Origin of the sequence: Streptomyces bicolor (assembly GCF_000719285.1) — a bacterium.
In the GTDB taxonomy this organism is placed as follows: domain Bacteria; phylum Actinomycetota; class Actinomycetes; order Streptomycetales; family Streptomycetaceae; genus Streptomyces; species Streptomyces bicolor.
In genome coordinates, this window is the sequence record NZ_JOFS01000024.1 from 65,439 (window position 1) to 85,664 (window position 20,226).

Annotated in this window: 16 protein-coding genes; 10 read left to right on the forward strand and 6 right to left on the reverse strand. The window is 72.1% G+C overall.

The features are described from left to right. The first annotated feature begins 5 nt into the window (after positions 1 to 5). Positions 6 to 686 (forward strand): PepSY domain-containing protein, encoded by a 681-nt coding sequence (locus IF78_RS0128575; protein WP_031485763.1) that lies wholly within the window; start codon positions 6 to 8, stop codon positions 684 to 686. Between the two features lie 2 nt (positions 687 to 688). Here the strand turns inward: IF78_RS0128575 and IF78_RS0128580 are convergent, their stop codons facing one another. The 3 genes from IF78_RS0128580 to IF78_RS0128590 form a co-directional block, all read right to left on the reverse strand. After that, positions 689 to 1,945 (reverse strand): MFS transporter, encoded by a 1,257-nt coding sequence (locus tag IF78_RS0128580; protein ID WP_051828244.1) that lies wholly within the window; start codon positions 1,943 to 1,945, stop codon positions 689 to 691. Positions 1,946 to 2,216: 271 nt separating this feature from the next. Continuing rightward, on the reverse strand, positions 2,217 to 3,173 hold the full coding sequence (gene meaB / locus IF78_RS0128585; protein WP_031485768.1) for a methylmalonyl Co-A mutase-associated GTPase MeaB: 957 nt from the start codon (positions 3,171 to 3,173) through the stop codon (positions 2,217 to 2,219). Positions 3,174 to 3,298: 125 nt separating this feature from the next. Next, positions 3,299 to 4,501, reverse strand: coding sequence for an acetyl-CoA C-acetyltransferase (locus tag IF78_RS0128590; protein WP_031485770.1), 1,203 nt, complete (start codon positions 4,499 to 4,501; stop codon positions 3,299 to 3,301). Positions 4,502 to 4,649: 148 nt separating this feature from the next. On the opposite strand from IF78_RS0128590, the gene mce reads away from it, so the two are divergent. The 7 genes from mce (at position 4,650) to IF78_RS0128625 (ending at position 14,399) form a co-directional block, all read left to right on the forward strand. Beyond that, complete coding sequence (gene mce / locus IF78_RS0128595; RefSeq protein WP_031485773.1) at positions 4,650 to 5,090, forward strand: methylmalonyl-CoA epimerase; 441 nt, start codon at positions 4,650 to 4,652, stop codon at positions 5,088 to 5,090. A gap of 233 nt (positions 5,091 to 5,323) precedes the next feature. Then, a complete protein-coding gene (gene scy, locus IF78_RS0128600) occupies positions 5,324 to 9,172 on the forward strand; it encodes a polarized growth protein Scy (protein WP_031485774.1) in 3,849 nt (1,282 codons plus the stop codon). Between the two features lie 183 nt (positions 9,173 to 9,355). Continuing rightward, positions 9,356 to 10,291: a coiled-coil domain-containing protein gene (locus tag IF78_RS0128605; protein ID WP_003997840.1), complete on the forward strand. Its 936-nt coding sequence runs from the start codon at positions 9,356 to 9,358 to the stop codon at positions 10,289 to 10,291. 86 nt (positions 10,292 to 10,377) lie between these two features. Continuing rightward, positions 10,378 to 11,334, forward strand: coding sequence for an ABC transporter ATP-binding protein (locus IF78_RS0128610; protein WP_031485777.1), 957 nt, complete (start codon positions 10,378 to 10,380; stop codon positions 11,332 to 11,334). Between the two features lie 2 nt (positions 11,335 to 11,336). Continuing rightward, positions 11,337 to 12,107 carry an ABC transporter permease gene (locus IF78_RS0128615; protein ID WP_031485779.1) on the forward strand — a complete coding sequence of 257 codons (771 nt, stop codon included), beginning with the start codon at positions 11,337 to 11,339 and terminating at the stop codon, positions 12,105 to 12,107. A gap of 121 nt (positions 12,108 to 12,228) precedes the next feature. Beyond that, positions 12,229 to 13,533, forward strand: a complete 1,305-nt coding sequence (locus IF78_RS0128620; protein ID WP_031485781.1) for an ABC transporter ATP-binding protein — start codon at positions 12,229 to 12,231, stop codon at positions 13,531 to 13,533. Further along, complete coding sequence (locus IF78_RS0128625; RefSeq protein ID WP_031485783.1) at positions 13,530 to 14,399, forward strand: ABC transporter permease subunit; 870 nt, start codon at positions 13,530 to 13,532, stop codon at positions 14,397 to 14,399. Before IF78_RS0128620 ends, IF78_RS0128625 begins: the two co-directional genes overlap by 4 nt. A 7-nt stretch (positions 14,400 to 14,406) precedes the next feature. Here IF78_RS0128625 and IF78_RS0128630 read toward each other — a convergent pair whose 3' ends face one another. After that, positions 14,407 to 14,748, reverse strand: coding sequence for a hypothetical protein (locus IF78_RS0128630; protein WP_031485785.1), 342 nt, complete (start codon positions 14,746 to 14,748; stop codon positions 14,407 to 14,409). 221 nt (positions 14,749 to 14,969) lie between these two features. On the opposite strand from IF78_RS0128630, the gene IF78_RS0128635 reads away from it, so the two are divergent. Then, positions 14,970 to 15,998 carry an LLM class flavin-dependent oxidoreductase gene (locus tag IF78_RS0128635; protein ID WP_031485787.1) on the forward strand — a complete coding sequence of 343 codons (1,029 nt, stop codon included), beginning with the start codon at positions 14,970 to 14,972 and terminating at the stop codon, positions 15,996 to 15,998. Positions 15,999 to 16,120: 122 nt separating this feature from the next. Here the strand turns inward: IF78_RS0128635 and IF78_RS0128640 are convergent, their stop codons facing one another. Further along, positions 16,121 to 16,513: an SCO5389 family protein gene (locus IF78_RS0128640; protein ID WP_031485789.1), complete on the reverse strand. Its 393-nt coding sequence runs from the start codon at positions 16,511 to 16,513 to the stop codon at positions 16,121 to 16,123. 265 nt (positions 16,514 to 16,778) lie between these two features. Here IF78_RS0128640 and nucS point away from each other — a divergent pair, with 265 nt between their 5' ends. After that, the gene (gene nucS, locus IF78_RS0128645; protein ID WP_031485791.1) at positions 16,779 to 17,450 is read left to right on the forward strand and encodes an endonuclease NucS; all 672 of its coding nucleotides are present in this window, start codon (positions 16,779 to 16,781) and stop codon (positions 17,448 to 17,450) included. A gap of 99 nt (positions 17,451 to 17,549) precedes the next feature. On the opposite strand, the gene IF78_RS0128650 is transcribed toward nucS, so the two are convergent. After that, on the reverse strand, positions 17,550 to 20,102 hold the full coding sequence (locus IF78_RS0128650) for an ATP-binding protein (RefSeq protein ID WP_031485794.1): 2,553 nt from the start codon (positions 20,100 to 20,102) through the stop codon (positions 17,550 to 17,552). Between the last annotated feature and the right edge of the window lie 124 nt (positions 20,103 to 20,226).

The following is a 20,226-nucleotide window of genomic DNA, read 5'->3' on the forward strand; positions in this document are numbered from 1 at the left end:
CCGGGATGAAGCGCAACATCGTCATCGCCACCGTCGCCGCCGCGGCCCTGATCGGGGGCGGCACCGTCGCGGCCTACGCGGTCGGTGGCGACGAAAGCGCGCCCACACAGCGGCAGTCGAGCGTACGGGTGGCCGACGACCGGGACAACAGCGCGGAGGACGCCGCGGAGGACGCCGCGGAGGACAAGGCGGACGACGCCGCCGACGACCGGGACGACGCCGCCGAGATCCGCACGCAGGCCCGCACCGCCGAGGTCAGCGCGGCGGACGCGATCGCCGCCGCGCTGAAGCACACGCCGGGCACGGCCGTCGCCGCCGACCTGGACGACAACGGCTCGAACGTCTGGGAGGTGAGCGTCGTGAAGGGCGACGGCTCCGACCACGACGTCCGGGTCTCGGCGGACAACGGCAAGGTCCTCGGCGCCCAGCGCGACGACGACGATGACAACGACGGCCGCGACGACCTCGCCGCCCTGAAGGGCGCGAGCGTGGACGCCCGCGAGGCCGCGCGGGCCGCCGCGGCGCAGGGCACGGTCACCGACGTCGACCTGGACGACGACGGCCCCGCCGCCTGGAGCGTGGAGACGACGAAGGGCGAGTGGAAGGTCGACCTCAAGACGGGCAAGGTCACCCAGGACCACGACGACCGCGACGGTCAGGACGACCGCGCCGGGGACGACGACTGACGTCAGACCGTCCGCGCGGCATCCCCGTCCCGCACCGCCTCAGGGGCGCCCCCGTCACGGGTGGCGCCCCTCGCCACGAGCACCGCCGAGAGCAGCGTCACCGCACCGGCCACCGCGAAGCACCACCCCGTCGGCAGCCGTCCGACCAGCACACCGGCGGAAGCGGCACCGGCCGTGATCCCCGCGTTGACGGCCGTGTTGATCCAGGCCCCGGCCTGCACCCGTGCCTCGGGCGCGGCGGTCTCGTCGGCGATGAGATACGCCGTGGTGATGGCCGGCGCCACGAAGAGCCCGGCGACCGCCGTGGCCGAGGCGAGTGAGCCGAGCCCCGGAGCCAGCCCCGCACCGAGCAGCGCCAGCCCCAGGCCCACCGCGAGGAGCGGCAGCCGTGCCGCCGCCGAAGTGCGCCATGCGACGGCCCCGTTGAGCAGCCCGCCGACGGCGCTTCCGGCCGACAGGGCGGCCAGCACCCAGGCCACACTGTCACCGCCGTATCCGCGCCCCTCGGCGAAAGCCACGACCAGCAGATCGACGGCGCCCAGCGCGAGCCCGACGCCCGCGGCGGCGACCACGGGCCGCCCGAGCCCGCGCAGCACCCGGCGCCGGCCCTTGCCGTGCGTCCTCGCCTTCGCCGCGCCGGGTGGCACGTCCCGCACCGCGGGCGACGACACGAACCCCGCGGTCCCCACCGCCATCAGCACCGCCCCGACGACGATCCCGACCGCCGGCGGAGCGAGCCCGACGAGCACGCCGACCAGCAACGGGCCCGAGACGAAGAGCAGTTCCTCGGCGACGGCGTCCAGGCTGTAGGCGCGCTGCACCAGCGCCCGGTCGGGGGCGATCCGGCCCCACACGGCCCGCATGGTCGGCCCCAGCGGCGGGGTGCTGGCCCCCGCGGCGGTGGTCACCGCGCCCAGTACGAGCGGCGAGACGGCGTGCGGGTGCCACACGACCAGGGTCAACAGGCCGAGCAGGGCGGTGTGGACCGCGACCATCGGCACGAGCGCCCGGCGCGGCCCGTGCCGGTCGATGAGCGCCGCCCGCGCGGGCGACAGGAAGACGCTGGTGCCGGAGAACAGCGCCATGACGATGCCGGCCACCGCGTACGACCCGGAGGCCCGGGTCACGGCGAGCATCATGGACAGCGGGGCGATGCCGTACGACAGCCTGCCGAGCAGGGCGGCGGCGAAGGTGCGGCGGGCGTACGGGATCCGGAGAACGGCGGCATACGAAGGCCGCGCGACAGACGTGGAAGACACGGGAGTTCCTCGACTCGAGGCGGAAAAGGGGACGCCGAATCGCCGCGACGGTCCCGGCCGAGCGGCCGTTCACCGTGCGCGGGCGGGGCGTTCCCTATGCCAAGAGGAGGTACATGCCGGTCAACATACCAGCGGCGAACGGCAGTTCACCAGGAAGAATGTATGGGGGACCGACCGCGTGAGGGCCGTGAACGCCGCGTCGCACCAGCTTCCGCACCTGCGAGCCGCCCCCTTGGGAGCCCCCGCGAAGGCAGCCCCCATGAAGGCGCCCTCAACCCCGCGTAAGCCCCGCCACCAGCTCGTCCGCCGCCCGGTACGGGTCCAGCTCCCCGGCGACGATCTGCTCCGCCAGTGTCCCCAGGCGGCGGTCGCCGTGCAGGTCGGCGATGCGTTCGCGCAGGGCCGTGACGGCGATGGTCTCGACCTCGCGGGCGGCGCGGGCGCGGCGGCGTTCGGCGAGGACGCCCCGCTCCTCCATCCAGGCGCGGTGCTTCTCCAGGGCTTCCAGCACCTCGTCGACGCCCTCGGCGCGGGCGGCGACCGTCTTGACGATCGGGGGGCGCCAGTCGCCCGGGCCCCGTGACTCGCCGAGCCCCAGCATGTGGTTCAGCTCGCGCGCCGTGGCGTCCGCGCCGTCGCGGTCGGCCTTGTTGACGACGTACACGTCGCCGATCTCGAGGATGCCCGCCTTCGCCGCCTGGATGCCGTCGCCCATCCCCGGGGCCAGCAACACCACCGACGTGTCGGCCTGGGAGGCGATCTCGACCTCCGACTGGCCGACGCCGACCGTCTCGACCAGGATCACGTCGCAGCCCGCAGCGTCCAGGACGCGGATCGCCTGCGGGGCGGCCCACGCGAGGCCGCCGAGGTGGCCGCGGGTGGCCATCGAGCGGATGTAGACGCCGGGGTCGGAGGCGTGGTCCGACATGCGCACCCGGTCGCCGAGCAGGGCGCCGCCCGAGAAGGGCGAGGACGGGTCGACGGCCAGGACGCCGACCCGCTTGCCCTGCTTGCGGTACGCGGTCACCAGGGCGGAGGTGGACGTGGACTTGCCGACGCCCGGGGACCCGGTGAGCCCCACGACATACGCGTTGCCCGTCAGCGGGGCCAGCGCCGCCATCACCTCCCGCAGCTGCGGGGACGCCCCCTCCACCAGCGAGATCAGCCGGGCCACGGCCCGCGGCCGCCCCTCCCTGGCCTGGGCCACCAGCGTGGAGATGTCCTGCATCACAGCTCCGTTCCGAGAATCACGTACCGACGGTCAGGGCCTGTCCGGCGGATCATGCCGACATCGCGGGGCCCGGCTGAAAGGATCCGCTCCTCGCAGCCGGCCTCATCCGCCGAACAGGCGCGCTAGGCCTTGGGTACCCGCACGATCAGCGCGTCACCCTGCCCGCCGCCACCGCACAGCGCGGCCGCGCCCACTCCGCCGCCCCGGCGCTTCAGCTCCAGGGCCAGGTGCAGCACGAGGCGTGCGCCCGACATACCGATCGGGTGACCCAGGGCGATGGCTCCGCCGTTGACGTTCACCTTTTCCGTGGACACGCCGAGGTCCTTCATTGACTGCACCGCGACGGCGGCGAAGGCCTCGTTGATCTCGATCAGGTCGAGGTCGGAGACCTCCAGGCCCTCCTTCTTCAGGGCGTGCAGGATGGCGTTGGAGGGCTGGGACTGAAGGCTGTTGTCCGGGCCCGCCACGTTGCCGTGCGCGCCGATCTCCGCGATCCAGTCCAGGCCGAGCTCCTGCGCCTTGGCCTTGCTCATGACGACGACCGCGGCCGCGCCGTCGGAGATCTGCGAGGACGAGCCCGCCGTGATGGTGCCCTCCTTCGAGAACGCCGGGCGCAGCCTGCCCAGCGACTCGGCGGTCGTCTCCGCGCGGATGCCCTCGTCCTTGCTGAAGAGGATCGGGTCGCCCTTGCGCTGCGGGATCTCCACCGGGGTGATCTCGGCCTCGAAGATGGCGTTCTTCTGCGCGGCGGCCGCGCGCTGGTGGGACAGGGCGGCGATCTCGTCCTGCTCCGCACGGCCGATGCCGAGGCGCGTGTTGTGCTTCTCCGTCGACTCGCCCATGGCGATGTTCTCGAAGGCGTCGGTCAGCCCGTCGTACGCCATCGCGTCGAGCATCTGCACCGCGCCGTACTTGAAGCCCTCGCGGGACTTCGGCAGCAGGTGGGGAGCGTTGGTCATGGACTCCTGGCCGCCCGCGACGATCACGTCGAACTCGCCGGCGCGGATCAGCTGGTCCGCGAGCGCGATCGCGTCGAGGCCGGACAGACACACCTTGTTGATGGTGAGCGCCGGGACGTTCATCGGGATGCCGGCCTTCACGGCCGCCTGACGGGCCGGGATCTGGCCGGCGCCGGCCTGCAGCACCTGGCCCATGATCACGTACTGCACCTGGTCGCCGCCGATCCCCGCACGGTCGAGGGCGGCCTTGATCGCGAAGCCGCCGAGGTCGGCTCCCGAGAAGGACTTCAGCGAGCCCAGCAAGCGTCCCATGGGCGTACGGGCCCCCGCGACGATCACCGAGGTACTGCTGTTCGTTCCAGACATGAGGTGCGATCCCCTTCCGGCTGCACTGCCGAGGAGTGAACGAGGGTTTACTTCGAATGTACTGAGTGGCACTCCGTGCCGTCACCGGGCCGTCAGTGTGATCGCGCGCACGTTGCGTAACCACCTCGGGAGCGCTCCACTGAACAACATGCTGACGCGAATCGACCACATCGGAATCGCCTGTTTCGATCTCGACAAGACCGTCGAGTTCTACCGGACCACATACGGCTTCGAGGTGTTCCACTCCGAGGTCAACGAGGAGCAGGGCGTCCGCGAGGCCATGCTCAAGATCAACGACACCTCCGACGGCGGTGCTTCCTACCTGCAGCTTCTCGAGCCGACGCGGCCGGACTCGACCGTCGCCAAGTGGCTCGACAAGAACGGCGAGGGTGTCCACCACATCGCTTTCGGTACGGCGGATGTGGACGGCGACGCCGCCGACATCAAGGACAAGGGCGTACGCGTTCTGTACGAAGAGCCCCGGCGCGGCTCCATGGGGTCACGAATCACCTTCCTGCACCCAAAGGATTGCCACGGCGTACTGACAGAACTGGTCACTTCGGCGCCTGTTGAGTCACCTGAGCACTGACCCTCGTACATATGGGCCGGTAGGGTTGGGGGCGGTCGCCGCTCACTCCAGGGTGACCCGGCCCCTCCGTCCTGACGGGGGGACCGTCCGGGGTCCGGGTTTCGGGGGACGAGGGTGGGGCAACAGCCCGTGCTCCGCCGTTGATCTGACACCATTCCCCGGGGGCCCCGTTCGGCGGATGGACGGTGCCCGTATGGAGAGACTTGCGACCAGGGGACGGATGGGACCGCGCAGTGCGGGGCTACGAACGCCAGGAGCGAGAGCCGGCGGCTGACGTCGACCACCTCTCTCGGTTCGAGGCCGAGATGGATCGGCTGAAGACCGAGCGGGAGAAGGCGATCCAGCACGCCGAGGACCTCGGCTACCAGGTCGAGGTGCTGCGCGCCAAGTTGCACGAGGCGCGGCGCACCATCATGTCCCGGCCCGCCTTCGACGGCGGTGACATCGGCTATCAGGCCGAACAGCTGCTGCGGAACGCCCAGATCCAGGCGGACCAGCTGCGCCAGGACGCCGAGCGGGAGCTGAGCCAGGCCCGCGCGCAGACCCAGCGGATCCTTCAGGAGCACGCCGAGCAGGCGGCCCGACTGCAGGCCGAGCTGCACCAGGAGGCGGTGACCCGCCGCCAGCAGCTCGACCAGGAGCTGGCCGAGCGCCGGCAGACCGTCGAGTCGCACGTCAACGAGAACGTGGCCTGGGCGGAGCAGCTGCGTGCCCGCACCGAGCAGCAGGCCCGCCGCCTCCTCGACGAGTCGCGCACCGAGGCCGAGCAGGCCATGGCGGCCGCGCGCGCCGAGGCCGAGCGGCTCACGAGCGAGGCCCGCCAGCGCCTGACGAGCGCGGCCGAGGAGGCCCGCGCGGAGGCCGAGCAGATCCTGCGCCGGGCGCGTACGGACGCCGAGCGCCTGCTGAACGCCGCCTCCACGCAGGCTCAGGAAGCCACCGACCACGCCGAGCAGCTCCGTACGTCCACCGCGACCGAGTCGGACGCGGCCCGCCGGCAGGCCACCGAACTCAGCCGGGCCGCCGAGCAGCGCATGGCGGAGGCGGAGGAGGCGCTGCGCAAGGCGCAGTCCGAGGCCGAGAAGCTGGTCGCCGAGGCGAAGACGGCCGCCGAGAAGGCGCTCTCCAGCGCCGAGTCGGCCAACGAGCAGCGCATGCGTACGGCGAAGGAGCAGGTCGCCCGGCTGGTCAGCGAGGCCACCAAGGAGGCCGAGACCACCAAGGCGGACGCCGAGCAGGTCGTCGCCGACGCCCGCGCCGAGGCCGAGAAGATCGTCGCCGAGGCCGCCGAGAAGGCCCGCACGATCACCGCCGAGGAGAGCGCTACCCAGCTGTCCAAGGCGGCGAAGACGGCCGAGGACGTCCTCAACAAGGCGCAGGAGGACGCCCAGAAAACCACCAAGGCCGCGGCCGAGGAGGCCGAGCGGATCCGCCGGGAGGCCGAGGCCGAGGCGGACCGGCTGCGCGCCGAGGCGCACGACATCGCCGAGCAGCTCAAGGGCGCGGCGAAGGACGACACCAAGGAGTACCGCGCCAAGACGGTCGAGCTGCAGGAGGAGGCCCGCCGGCTGCGCGGCGAGGCCGAGCAACTGCGCTCCGAGGCGGTCGCCGAGGGCGAGAAGATCCGCGCGGAGGCCCGCAAGGAGGCCGTCCAGCAGATCGAGGAGGCGGCCAAGACCGCCGAGGAGCTGCTGGCGAAGGCCAAGCAGGACGCGGACGAGCTGCGCCAGAAGGCCACGACGGACAGCGAGAAGGTCCGCACCGAGGCCATCGAGCGGGCGACGACGCTGCGCCGCCAGGCCGAGGAGACCCTCCAGCGCACCCGCCAGGAGGCCGAGCGGCACCGCGACGAGGTCGTCGAGCAGGCCGAGGGCATCAAGGCCGACGCCGAGCGCGCCGCCCAGGAACTGCGCGAGGAGACCGAGCGCGGCGTCGAGGCCCGCCGGGCGGAGGCCGCCGAGGAGCTGACCCGGCTTCACACCGACGCGGAGCAGCGGCTCGCGGCGGCCGAGCAGGCGCTCACCGACGCCCGCGAGGAGGCCGCCCGCATCCGGCGCGAGGCCGCCGAGGAGACCGACCGGCTGCGCACGGAGGCCGCCGAGCGGATCCGCACGCTGCAGCAGCAGGCCGAGGACGAGGCCGACCGGCTGCGCAACGAGGCCGCGTCGGACGCGTCCGCGTCCCGTGCCGAGGGCGAGGCCGTCGCCGTACGGCTCAGGTCGGAGGCCGCGGCCGAGGCCGAGCGGCTGAAGTCGGAGGCGCAGGACACCGCCGACCGGGTCCGTGCCGAGGCGCAGGCCGCCGCCGAGCGGCTCGCCACGGAGGCGTCCGAGACGCTGGCCGCCGCCCAGGAGGAGGCCGCCCGGCGCCGCCGCGAGGCCGAGGAACTCCTCGGCTCCGCCCGCCAGGAGGCCGACCAGGAGCGCGAGCGGGCCCGCGAGCAGAGCGAGGAGCTGCTGGCCTCCGCCCGCAACCGGGTGGAGGAGGCACAGGCCGAGGCGCTGCGGCTGGTCGAGGAGGCCGACCGGCGCGCCACCGAGATGGTGTCCGCGGCCGAGCAGCACGCCCAGCAGGTCCGCGACTCCGTGTCCGGGCTGCACGAGCAGGCCCAGGAGGAGATCGCCGGGCTGCGCAGCGCCGCCGAGCACGCGGCGGACCGTACCCGCCGGGAGGCGCAGGAGGAGGCGGACCGGGTCCGTGCCGACGCCTACGCCGAGCGGGAGCGGGCCAGCGAGGACGCGGGCCGCATCCGGCGCGAGGCGAACGAGGAGTCCGCTGCCGCGAAGGCCCTCGCCGAGCGCACGGTCGGGGAGGCCATCGCCGAGGCGGAGCGGCTGCGGTCGGACGCCGCCGAGCACGCCCAGCGGGTGCGTACGGAGGCGTCGAACGCCATCGCCGAGGCCGAGCAGGCCGCCTCGCGCACCCGGGCGGACGCCCGCGAGGACGCCAACCGGATCCGCTCGGACGCGGCGACGCAGGCCGACACCCTCATCACCGAGGCGCGTTCGGAGGCGGAGCGGCTGCAGTCGGAGACGGTCGCGGAGGCCGACCGGGTGCGCACCGACGCGCTCGCCAAGGCCGAGAAGCTGGTCGGCGACGCCACGTCGGACGCGGAGCGGCTGCGCGCCGAGGCCGCGGAGACGGTCGGGTCGGCACAGCAGCACGCCGAGCGGGTCCGCGGCGAGTCCGAGCGCGTCAAGGCCGAGGCGGCCGCGGAGGCTGAGCGGCTGGTGAACGCGGCGCGCGCGGAAGCCGAGCGCACCCTCGACGAGGCCCGCAAGGACGCCAACAAGCGGCGCCAGGACGTGGCCGAGCAGGTCGACAAGCTCATCACCGAGACCACGGCCGAGGCCGACAAGCTGCTCACCGAGGCGCAGGCGCAGGCGCACAAGACGACCGCGGACGCCGAGGCGCAGGCCGACACCATGGTGGGCGCCGCCCGCAAGGAGGCCGACCGGCTCGTCTCCGAGGCGACGGTCGAGGGCAACTCGCTGGTGGAGAAGGCCCGCACGGACGCGGACGAGCTGCTCGTCGGCGCCCGCCGGGACGCCACGTCGATCCGGGAGCGCGCGGAGGAGCACCGCGACCGTGTCACGAGCGAGGTCGAGGAGCTGCACGAGCGGGCCCGCCGGGAGATCGCCGAGACGATGAAGTCGACCGGCGACCGCTGCGACACCCTCATCAAGGCCGCCGAGGAGCAGATGGCCAAGGCGCAGGCGAAGGCCAAGGAGCTGGTGTCGGAGGCCAACTCCGAGGCCGGCAAGGTCCGGATCGCCGCCGTCAAGAAGGCCGAGGGTCTGCTGAAGGAGGCCGAGCAGAAGCGGGCCACGCTGATCAAGGAGGCCGAGGAGCTCAAGGCCGAGGCGATCCGCGAGGCCAAGCGCACGGTCGAGGAGGGCAAGCGCGAGCTGGAGGTCCTGGTCCGGCGCCGCGAGGACATCAACGCCGAGATCTCCCGGGTGCAGGACGTCCTGGAGGCGCTGGAGTCGTTCGAGGCGCCGTCCGCGGGCAAGGACGGCGGGGTCAAGGCCGGTGCGACGGTGGGCGCCCCCCGTTCGGGTGGCAAGTCGCCGGACAGCTAGCCAAGAGACCGGACTCCGGTGTTTTCTGGGGCCTTTGACCAGATCTTTGGCAAGCAGTCCTGGGTTTAGCCACCCAAAAGGGGTGTCATTCTCCAGATCAAACACGCATCCGCTCGATGACACACCGCTTCGGCCCCTAGGATTCCACCTATCACCTCACCGGTCTCATTTGACAGGAACCCCATGAGCGACACTTCCCCCTACGGCTTCGAGCTTGTGCGGCGTGGGTACGACCGCGCGCAGGTGGACGAACGCATCTCGAAGCTCGTCTCCGACCGCGACAGCGCTCTGGCCCGCATCACCGCTCTGGAAAAGCGCATCGAGGAGCTCCACCTCGAGACGCAGAACGCCCAGGCCGCCGTCACCGACGCAGAGCCGTCGTACGCGGGTCTCGGCGCGCGTGTCGAGAAGATCCTCCGCCTCGCCGAGGAGGAGGCCAAGGATCTGCGCGAGGAGGCGCGTCGCGCGGCCGAGCAGCACCGCGAGCTCGCCGAGTCGGCGGCCCAGCAGGTCCGCAACGACGCAGAATCGTTCGCTGCGGAGCGCAAGGCCAAGGCCGAGGACGAGGGCGTCCGCATCGTCGAGAAGGCCAAGAGTGACGCCTCGCAGCTGCGCGCCGAGGCCCAGAAGGACGCGCAGTCCAAGCGCGAGGAGGCCGACGCCCTCTTCGAGGAGACCCGCGCCAAGGCCGCGCAGGCCGCCGCCGACTTCGAGACGAACCTCGCCAAGCGCCGCGAGCAGTCCGAGCGCGACCTGGCGTCCCGTCAGGCCAAGGCCGAGAAGCGCCTCGCGGAGATCGAGCACCGCGCGGAGCAGCTCCGCCTGGAGGCCGAGAAGCTGCGCACCGACGCCGAGCGCCGCGCCCGCCAGACGGTGGAGACGGCTCAGCGCCAGGCCGAGGACATCGTCGCCGACGCCAACGCCAAGGCCGACCGCATCCGTTCGGAATCCGAGCGCGAGCTCGCGGCGCTCACCAACCGCCGCGACAGCATCAACGCTCAGCTGACGAACGTCCGCGAGATGCTGGCGACCCTCACGGGCGCCGCGGTGGCCGCCGCCGGCACCCCGGCCGAGGACGAGCCGATCTCCCGTGGGGTTCCCGCCCAGCAGACCCGGTAACGATCCGGCGCACGTCTGCTGAATTTTGGCAAAGCCCTCTGCCACTGGGGTGGCAGAGGGCTTTGTCCCGTTTTAGCGTGGGCGGCATGATCGAGCTCGAGGGGCTGACCAAGCGGTACGGCGAGAAGGTGGCGGTCAACAACCTGTCCTTCACCGTCAGACCAGGCATGGTCACGGGCTTCCTCGGCCCCAACGGCGCCGGGAAGTCCACGACGATGCGGATGATCCTCGGCCTCGACCATCCGAGCGCCGGTGACGTCCGCATCGACGGCAAGCACTACCACCAGCTCAGGGACCCGCTGACGTACATCGGCGCCCTGCTGGAGGCCAAGGCCTGGCACGGCGGGCGCAGCGCCTACAACCATCTGCTGTGCCTCGCGCAGAGCAACGGCATTCCCAAGCGCCGGGTGCGCGAGGTGCTGGAGACGGTGGGGCTCACGGCGGTCGCGCGGAAGAAGACCAAGGGTTTCTCGATGGGCATGGGCCAGCGGCTCGGCATCGCGGGCGCCCTGCTCGGCGATCCGCGGATCCTGATGTTCGACGAGCCGGTCAACGGCCTCGACCCCGAGGGCATCCACTGGATCCGCAACCTGATGAAATCCCTTGCCGCGCAGGGCCGTACGGTCTTCGTCTCCTCGCACCTGATGAGCGAGATGGCGCTGACGGCCGACCACCTCGTCGTCATCGGACAGGGCCGGCTGCTCGCCGACACGACCATGGCCGACTTCATCGAGCGGAACTCCAAGTCGTACGTCCGGATCCGCACCCCGCAGCGGGAGCGGCTGCTCGACGTGCTGCACACGGCCGGGATCACGGCCGTGGAGACGGGCAACGGCTCGCTGGAGGTCGACGGCGGCAAGGCGGAGCAGATCGGGGAGCTGGCGGCGCGGCACGGCGTGGTGCTGCACGAGCTGAGCCCGCAACAGGCCTCGCTGGAGGAGGCGTTCATGCAGCTGACCGCGGAGTCGGTGGAATACCACGCGCACGCGCAGGGGGCGCCGCCCGGGCAGCAGGCGTGGGGCGAGAGCTGGAGGAGGAGCTGAGCATGGCAACCACGCAGGTCATCCGCTCCGAGTGGACCAAGATCCGGTCCGTCGCCTCCACCGTGTGGACGCTCTCGCTCGCCGTGCTGATCACCATCGCGCTCGGCATGCTGATCTCGGGCCTGTCGGCGCACGAGTTCGACAACATGACCGAGCGGGACCGGCTCTCCTTCGACCCGACCTTCATCAGCTTCGCCGGGATGAGCCTCGGTCAGCTCGCGATGATCGTGTTCGGGGTGCTCGTCGTGTCGAACGAGTACAGCACCGGCATGATCCGCAGCTCGCTCGCCGCCGTGCCACAGCGCGGCACCTTCCTGTTCAGCAAGATCGCGGTGGCGACCGGCCTCGCGCTCGCCGTGGGCCTGGCCACCAGCTTCGTCAGCTTCTTCCTCGGGCAGGCGATGCTCGGCGAGCATCGGGCGGAGATCGGCGACCCGGGTGTGCTGCGCGCGGTGATCGGCGGCGGGCTCTACATGACCCTGATCGCGATGTTCTCGATGGGCGTCGCCGCGATGCTGCGCTCACCGATGCTGTCGCTGGGCATCCTGATGCCGTTCTTCTTCCTGGTCTCCAACATCCTCGGCAACGTCTCGGCGACCGAGAAGATCGGCCGGTATCTGCCGGACCAGGCCGGCAGCAGGATCATGCAGGTGGTCACCCCGATCGACGACGACAAGCCGTACGGCCCCTGGGGCGGGCTCGGGATCATGGCGCTGTGGGTGATCGCGGCGATCGTGGGCGGGTACGTGACGCTCAAGAAGCGGGACGCCTAGGGCGACGGCCGTTGCGAGGTTTTACTCGCTCTTGAGTGGAACCGTCAGCGCCTCGGTATCCTCCTAACCCTTACGGGGGGCGTGTGCCCCGCTGTCCTGAACCTTTCGATGGGTGCGGAGCATGATCGAGGCAGTCGGCCTGACCAAGCGCTACGGCGACAAGACCGCTGTGTACAACCTGTCCTTCCAGGTGCGGCCCGGTGCCGTCACCGGCTTCCTGGGCCCCAACGGGTCGGGCAAGTCGACGACGATGCGGATGATCCTCGGCCTGGACAACCCGACCGCGGGGCGCGTGACGATCGGCGGCTACCCCTACCGCAAGCTGCCCAACGCCCCCCGCCAGGTCGGCGCCCTGCTGGACGCCAAGGCGGTGCACGGCGGCCGCGCGGCCCGCAACCACCTGCTCTCCCTCGCCCAGCTGTCCGGCATCCCGGCCCGCCGGGTGGACGAGGTGCTGGGCGTGGTCGGCCTCCAGGACGTGGCCAAGCGGCGCTCCAAGGGCTTCTCCCTCGGCATGGGCCAGCGGCTGGGCATCGCCGCCGCGCTGCTCGGCGACCCGCAGGTACTGCTGTTCGACGAGCCGGTCAACGGCCTCGACCCCGAGGGCATCCTCTGGGTGCGCAACCTGATGAAGTCGCTGGCGGCCGAGGGCCGCACCGTCTTCGTCTCCTCGCACCTCATGAGCGAGATGGCGCTCACCGCCGACCACCTGATCGTCATCGGACGCGGGCAGCTCCTCGCCGACATGAGCGTCAAGGACTTCATCGCGGCGAACTCCGCCGGCTTCGCCCGGGTCCGCACCCCCGACACCGAGCCGCAGCTGCGCGAGAAGCTGGCCGGCGCGCTCACCGAGGCGGGCGGCCATGTGCTGCCCGAGCAGGACGGCGCGCTGCGGGTGACCGGGCTGCCGCTCCCCCGCATCAGCGACATCGCGCACGACACCGACGTACGGCTGTGGGAGCTGTCGCCGCACCAGGCCTCGCTGGAGGAGGCGTACATGCGGATGACGCAGGGCGCGGTCGACTACCGCTCCACGGTCGACCAGAAGGAAGGGCTCCAGCAGCAGCTGCCGCCGGGCGCGCAGCCGCCGATGCCGGTCCCGGGTCAGGGCCAGCCCGGCTGGTACCCCCCGCCGCCGCCCCAGCAGGGCGGGCAGCCGTTCGCCCCGCCGCAGGGCGCGCCGGGCCAGGCGCCCGCCGGTCTCTACGGCGCTCCCGCGGCGCCCGGTTCGGCTCCCGAGGCGGGCACGGCCAACCCCTACGCCCAGCAGGCTCCCCAAACGCCGCCCAGCCCGGTTCCGGGACAGCCCGCCGTGCCGCAGGCCGCCGCCGCGCCCGCGCCGCAGCAGGCGCCCGCACAGCCGCCCGCGCCGGCCGCCGCTCCCTCCGCCCCTGTCGCCCCGACCAAGCCCGAGGACGCCCGATGAGCACGCCCCAGCCCCCGATGCCGCAGACCGCCGCACCGAACTGGCAGGCGGCGCCCGGCTCGTCGTACGCCACCTACACCTCGCCGATCCCGGTCGTGCGCACGCACCTCGGGCACGCGCTCGCCTCGGAGTGGACGAAGATCCGGTCGGTGCGTTCCACGATGTGGACGCTCGGCGTGTTCGTGCTGCTCGTCGTCGGCATCGGCCTCGCGGCCGCCGCGCTGGTCGCCGGCAACTCGTCGGAGGGGAGCCTGCGCGGGCAGAACCCGCTGGGCTTCGGCTTCTTCGGGCTGCTGCTCGGCAGCATGTGCATCATCACGCTCGGCGTGCTGACCACGGCCTCGGAGTACGGCACCGGCATGATCCGCACCACGATGACCGCGTGCCCGAGCCGGACCCGGGTGCTGGCGGCGAAGGCGATCGTGTTCTTCGCGGTCGCCTTCGTGGTGACGCTGGCGTCGGCCGTCCTGGTCGCCCTCGTGGACGTGGCCATGCTGGACGCGCGGGAGCCCACCGGCCAGGAGTGGCTGAAGGGCACGGTCGGCGTCTCGTTCTACATCGCGCTGCTCGGCCTGCTCTCGCTCGTCGTCGGCTCGATCATCCGGCACTCGGCGGGCGCGATCACCATCATGATCGGCGTGCTGCTGGCCCCGCTGGTCATCGCGATGTTCATGTTCTCGGAGTCGCTGCGGGACCTGCAGCAGGCCCTGCTCGAGTACTCGATCCCGAACCAGCTCAGCGTCTTCTACGAGCAGTCCCTCTCCGAATCCGGCCCGTCCGGCTGGGACCCGCTGTGGATCATGCTCGGCGTGACGGCCGCCGCGTTCGCCGGCGCCTACGTGCTGTTGGAGAGGCGGGACGTGTAGTCCGCGTTCAGAACCTCGGCGCGTTACGGGACCGCTGCACCCGCGTGGTGCGGCGGTCCTTCGCGTTCCAGCACGCCTTGTGCCAGTGGCGGCGGTCCTCGACGCCCGAGTGGTCCGGCCAGGCGACGACGTGCGGGACGCCGTCCGGGATCAGCTGGTCGCAGCCCGGGCAGCGGTACGCCTTGCCCTGCGCGCTCGCGCCCGCCACGTGCCGTACGTTCCAGTCCTCGCCGCCCCAGCTCTCCGTGGACTGCCAGCCGCCGTAACGGCCGGAACGGTCGTCCTCGGCGCCGTGCCCGGACGAGGCGGCGCCCTTGGGGCCATTCGGTCGGTTGCGACGCGGGGACACGGAACACCTCACGGGGCTATACAGGATGCACGTCATGTCCAGCCTACGCGGCCCGGACAGGGGTAGCCGTACGGGACCAACCCCCACAAGTCCCTCACCCAGGCGATCCATTCTGCAGACAATCCGCAAATCTCTTCGTCAAGCCGTGTCCTCGGCACGTGTCAGACGGTTATGCCGGGTGGGGGAGCTCCGCGTCGGAGCCAAGGAAGCAGGAAATAGCAATGCGCGTAGGAAGTTTCGTGTTGGCGGCCCGGTTCCCGGGACAGGGCGACGGGGAGGCGCTGCACCGAGCGGTCCGCTCCGCGGAGGTCGCCGAGGAAGCGGGGCTCGACACCGTCTGGCTCGCCGAGCACCACTTCGTCCCGTACGGCACCTGTCCGTCCGCGATCACCCTGGCGGCCTTACTGCTCGGCCGCACCAGGCGACTGAGGGTCGGCACGGCGGTCAGCGTGCTGCCCACCGCCCACCCGGTGGCCGTCGGCGAACAGGCCGCGCTGCTGCACATCACCTCCGGCGGGCGGTTCTCGCTGGGCGTGGGGCGCGGCGGGCCATGGGTCGATCTGGAGGTATTCGGCCAGGGTCTCAAGGCGTACGAGGAGGGGTTCCCGGAATCACTCGATCTGCTGCTGCGCTGGCTGCGCGAACCCTCGGTCGCGGCCGCCGGCGAGCGGTTCGGCTTCCGCGAAGTCCCCGTCGTACCAAGGCCGTCGGAGTGCCTCACGGAGGCGGCGGGGCCCGAGGTCGTCGTCGCGTGTACGTCACCCCGGAGCGTGCGTCTCGCGGCCGAGCGCGGGCTGCCCATGCTGCTCGGGATGCACGTGGGCGACGAGGAGAAGGCCGAGATGGTCGCCCTGTGGCGGGAGCACGCCCGCGCGGCCGGGCGGCCGGCGGACGAGATCCATGGCGCGGCCCATGTGTCGGCCGGTGTCTGCCAGATCGCGGACCGCCGCACGGACGCGGTCGAGGCCCTCACGAAGGCGATGCCGGGCTGGCTGCGGCAGGGCCTGGAGGCCCATGTGACGGTGGACGGCCGCCATCGCGCGATGCGCGACCCGCTCGCCTACACCGAACTGCTCTGCGGGCTGCACCCGGTGGGCACTCCGCGCCTGTGCGCCGACCGCCTTGCGGCGACCAGCGAACGCACCGGCATCTCCCGCTTCGCCCTGCTCGTCGAGGGTTCGGGCGACCTGGCGGCGACCGAGGAGAACGTACGGCGACTTGGTGCCGAAGTACTGCCGCACCTCGGCTGAACCGCCTCGCCGAGGACGCACGGCCGCGTCGCACCTGAACGCCTGGGCCGCCAGGAGGGCTTGCCGCCCCCGTACTGAATGCACCTCCCGCGTAAGGAGCGGCAAGCAATCGGCTCACTGCGTCAGCAGTCCCGGAATTCCGGGGACTGGTTCAGCACCTGACTGCGGACCGAGGTGAAGCGGGCGAGCGACTCGTCGACCGAGCCGTCAAGCGGGAACACCGCCACCCGGTGGCAGTTCTGGAAGGCCAGTCGCACCCCGAAGTGCCGCTGCAGCGCGCCGCGTATCGCGTCACTCGCAAGCGCACGCAGCAGCTGGCCACGTGCCTGCTCGTCCGGCGGGGGCGTCTGGTTGTCGGCGAACGAGCCGCCGTCGACCTTCAGCTGGGCCACCAGGGAGCTGATCATCTCCCATGCATAGGGCAGGGAGGTCCGGACGCAGTCGACGAAGGCGGCTTCGTCGACCTCGCCTCGCTCGGCCTGTTCGAGTAGGGCCGGTGAGACGTCGAGCGACATGGGTTCTCCTCTCGCACCCCCACCGCAGCAGGGGTTGCCGGACAGATAGGGAAGTTCGCGATATCGGACACGCTGTGTACACACGTCGCGACCTCCCGTTTAATACGGTAGGCAACGGACGGTGACGGCACCAGGAGATTGCGTACATGGGCGGTCCCCGTTAGGCACACAATCGGCCAGAAATGAACAGGGGCAGTCCGGGGTCATACGGACTCCCCCAGGGCGAATCGCGTCCACCGCGACCCGTCGAGTAGCGTTGCCGACCATGCGTCTCGTCATTGCCCGATGCTCCGTCGACTACGCGGGCCGGCTCACCGCCCATCTGCCCTCGGCGCCCCGTCTGATCCTGGTCAAGGCGGACGGCAGCGTCTCGATCCACGCGGACGACCGGGCCTACAAGCCCCTCAACTGGATGTCGCCGCCCTGCACGCTGAAGGAGGGCGACGGCGAGCAGCAGCACGTCTGGACGGTCACCAACAAAGCGGGCGAGAAGCTGATCATCACGATGGAGGAGATCCTCCATGACTCCTCGCACGAACTGGGCGTGGATCCCGGCCTGATCAAGGACGGCGTGGAAGCGCACCTCCAGGAACTCCTCGCCGACCGCATCGAGACGCTGGGCGAGGGCTACACGCTCATCCGACGCGAGTACATGACCGCGATCGGCCCGGTCGACATCCTGTGCCGGGACGCCGAGGGCCAGACGGTCGCGGTCGAGATCAAGCGCCGGGGCGAGATCGACGGCGTGGAGCAACTGACGCGCTACCTGGAGCTGTTGAACCGCGATCCCCATCTCGCGCCGGTTCGCGGCATCTTCGCGGCCCAGGAGATCAAGCCGCAGGCCCGGGTCCTGGCGACGGACCGCGGGATCGGGTGCCAGGTTCTGGACTACGACGCGATGCGGGGGATCGAGGACGACAAGTTGCGGCTGTTCTGAGCGGCTGTTCCTGACCGCTATCGGCCGTTCTCGACTCTTCTACGACAGTGAGGGCCGGGTCCATCGGATGGACCCGGCCCTCTTGTCCTGATCGGGGCGTCAGATTACGGAGTCTGTGCCGCTGCTCGGTGAACCTGCCTGGCTTGTCTCCGGCGCGCTTGCCGAGGTGCTCGCCGGGGCGCTGGAGGCCGGGCCGCTGGCCGAGTCCGAGGTCGTCGGTTCCGTCGTCGTCGGCTCCTCCGTCGGCGTGGGCGACGTGCTCCCGGTCGGCGTAGGCGTGGGCGACGGCGAGGTCGGTCGAGTCGTCGGAGTCGGCGGCCTCGACGAGGACGGCGGCGGCGACGTGGGGGACGGCGGCTTCGTCGGAGAAGTCGTCGCACCACCGCCGGAACTGTTCGTTCCACTCGGATCGTCCGACGGCTTCGTCGGATCGTCCGTCGGCGTCGGGTCGTCCGATGTGCCGAGGGTGCCATCAGGCCCCGGATCCGTCGGCCGGCTAGTCGCCGTACCCGTGTCGCCGGAGTTCTCCCCGTCGTCGCCCTCCGCCTTGTCCGCGCCCAGGCTGTCGTCGCCGATCCCCTGGCTGGCGGAGGGGTTGACGCCGACCTGGTCGGCCGGGGCGCCCGGGTCGTTGTCGGAGGTCGCCCCCAGCGTCACCACCGTGCCGAGGACGGCCACGAGCAGCGCGCCCGCCCCGGCCGCGACGAGGTTGCGCTTGGCGAAGTTCCTGACACCGCCACGGCCCTTGTGCGAGGCCGTCGGGGACGACGGCGCGGACGCCTGGTGGGTGACCAGCGTCGTGGTGTCCCCGGCCGGCGGGAACGCGGTCGGCACTCCGCCGGGCGGCGACTGCGACTCCTCGGATCGCGCGTCCGGCACCTCCTCGCCCGCCGTGGCGGCGAACGCGGCCACCCCCGGCGTCGTACCGGAGCGGTCCGAGACCAGCGCGAGGGCGCGCCGGCCCGCGACCGTGCCGCGCTTGTCGGCGAGGGCGCCGCGCAGTCCGATGGCCGTCTCCAGCTCGGCGCGGGCCCGGTCCAGCCGGTCCCCGCAGAGCGCGTGGATGCCCAACTCGTGGTGGAAGTAGGCCTGCTCGGAGACGTCACCGGCCAGGCGCGCGGCCTCGGCGCCGGCCCGCAGCGCCCGCTCCCAGGCGCTCCAGTGCAGCCCCGCGGCGAACGCGGGGGCGGCCGTGCGCGCCAGCTGCACGGTCGGGCTCTCCTCGCCCTCGTCGGGCGGCGTGGTCGCAGGCACCAGCACGCCCAGCGCGGCGAGCACGGCGTCGGCCTCGGCGCACACCCGCTCCGGCGTGACCGAGGGGTGCCCGGCCCACCAGGTGTAGTGCCGGGCGGCGGTGAGGGCGCCGCCCTGGACGTCCTCGGCGTATCCGGCGGCCTCCAGCTGGGCCTGCACACCGGCGGCCAGGCGGTAGCGGGAGCCGACCGGTGAGACCAGCCCGCAGTCGGCCAGCTCGCCCAGCGCGGCGTCCGCGTGGGTGTCACCGACCAGCGCGGGCAGATGCGCCTGGTGCGGCACCTCGCCGCCGAGCGCGACGGCGAACTTCAGGGTGGCGCGGGCCGAGGCGCCGAGCCGTGAGGCGAGCAGCGGTGCGGGCCCCGCCGCCTCGCCGAGCGACGGCAGCGGCACCTCCTCGGCGGCGGGCTCGCCGCCGAACGGCGCGTCGAAGGGCGCGTCGACCGGCGGGGCGTCCTCGAAGACGCCGTACTCGTCGACGGCGTCCGCGCCGGCCCGCAGCCGGTCCCGCTGCCGCAGCAGTGCCCCGGCCTGGACGAACCGGAGCGGCAGGCCCTCCGACTCGAACCACAGGTCGCCGGCCCAGTTCAGCTCGTCCTCGGTGAGGACCCGGCCGACGCCGCGCTCCAGCAGTTCCACGCTCTCGGCACGGCCGAGACCGCCGAGGACGACGTCCTCGATGCCGGCGTCGACGGATGGCGCGGGTACATCGGGCGTGGCGCCGATGACGAACGCGCACTCGGGGGTCGCGTCGAGCAGCTCGTCGAGCGCGGCGCCGCCGAACTCGATGTCGTCCAGGACGACGACGGCGCCGATCTCCCGGACGAGGGTGAGCAGTTCGTCCCGGCCCGGGCGGTGCAGGGGCGCGCTGTAGACGGCGTGGAAGAGGTCGTACAGCAGGTCGGCGGGTGTGCGGTGGAAGCCGGTGAGGCGGACCACGCCGTCGGGGGCGAGGTCCGCGCAGTCCTCGGCGACGAGGTCGAGAAGGCTGGTGCGGCCGGCGCCCGGGGAGCCGACGAGGCGTACGGAGCGGCCGCGGGCGAGCATCCGGACGAGCTGTTCGCGCTCGTCCTGGCGGGCCAGCAGGGGCAGCGCAGGACGGGTCGGGCCGGGCGGGACGGGCGGTCTGGCGGCGCGGTCGGCCTCGGCACGGTCGGCCGGGGTCAGCTTCCCGGGCCGCGCGGGACGCTCCGCCGGCGGGCAGGCCTCGATCTCGCTGCCGTCGACGGGATTGACGGTGAGCAGGAAGTCACCCGAGACCAGTTGCACGGTGCGGGCGAGTGCGGGCGAGTGCTGCCCGAAGTCGGTGGTGAGGGGATCCCGGGGCGGGCGCTGGCGCGACGACTGGCCGCCGGCGTCATGGCCGTACTCCTCGGGTCCCCGGTTGTTCGGGTCCATAGGTTCAAGCCCCCCAAAAGCGTCGTGTGCTGTAGGCCCTGTCTCCGGTGACAGGCCCCGGGCCCCTCCCGGCCTTTGCACACCGCGCTGTCGCTTCTGGTCCGGGCCCGCTCGAAAGGGTTTG

What these genes read in the sequence shown, in the direction of transcription:
- IF78_RS0128650 (WP_031485794.1), bottom strand. Translation starts at nt 20,102, where the DNA reads ATGGACCCGAACAACCGGGGACCCGAGGAGTACGGCCATGACGCCGGC.
- IF78_RS0128615 (WP_031485779.1), top strand. Translation starts at nt 11,337, where the DNA reads ATGGCAACCACGCAGGTCATCCGCTCCGAGTGGACCAAGATCCGGTCC.
- meaB (WP_031485768.1), bottom strand. Translation starts at nt 3,173, where the DNA reads ATGCAGGACATCTCCACGCTGGTGGCCCAGGCCAGGGAGGGGCGGCCG.
- IF78_RS0128590 (WP_031485770.1), bottom strand. Translation starts at nt 4,501, where the DNA reads ATGTCTGGAACGAACAGCAGTACCTCGGTGATCGTCGCGGGGGCCCGT.
- IF78_RS0128640 (WP_031485789.1), bottom strand. Translation starts at nt 16,513, where the DNA reads ATGTCGCTCGACGTCTCACCGGCCCTACTCGAACAGGCCGAGCGAGGC.
- nucS (WP_031485791.1), top strand. Translation starts at nt 16,779, where the DNA reads ATGCGTCTCGTCATTGCCCGATGCTCCGTCGACTACGCGGGCCGGCTC.
- IF78_RS0128635 (WP_031485787.1), top strand. Translation starts at nt 14,970, where the DNA reads ATGCGCGTAGGAAGTTTCGTGTTGGCGGCCCGGTTCCCGGGACAGGGC.
- IF78_RS0128620 (WP_031485781.1), top strand. Translation starts at nt 12,229, where the DNA reads ATGATCGAGGCAGTCGGCCTGACCAAGCGCTACGGCGACAAGACCGCT.
- IF78_RS0128610 (WP_031485777.1), top strand. Translation starts at nt 10,378, where the DNA reads ATGATCGAGCTCGAGGGGCTGACCAAGCGGTACGGCGAGAAGGTGGCG.
- IF78_RS0128575 (WP_031485763.1), top strand. Translation starts at nt 6, where the DNA reads ATGAAGCGCAACATCGTCATCGCCACCGTCGCCGCCGCGGCCCTGATC.
- IF78_RS0128605 (WP_003997840.1), top strand. Translation starts at nt 9,356, where the DNA reads ATGAGCGACACTTCCCCCTACGGCTTCGAGCTTGTGCGGCGTGGGTAC.
- IF78_RS0128625 (WP_031485783.1), top strand. Translation starts at nt 13,530, where the DNA reads ATGAGCACGCCCCAGCCCCCGATGCCGCAGACCGCCGCACCGAACTGG.
- mce (WP_031485773.1), top strand. Translation starts at nt 4,650, where the DNA reads ATGCTGACGCGAATCGACCACATCGGAATCGCCTGTTTCGATCTCGAC.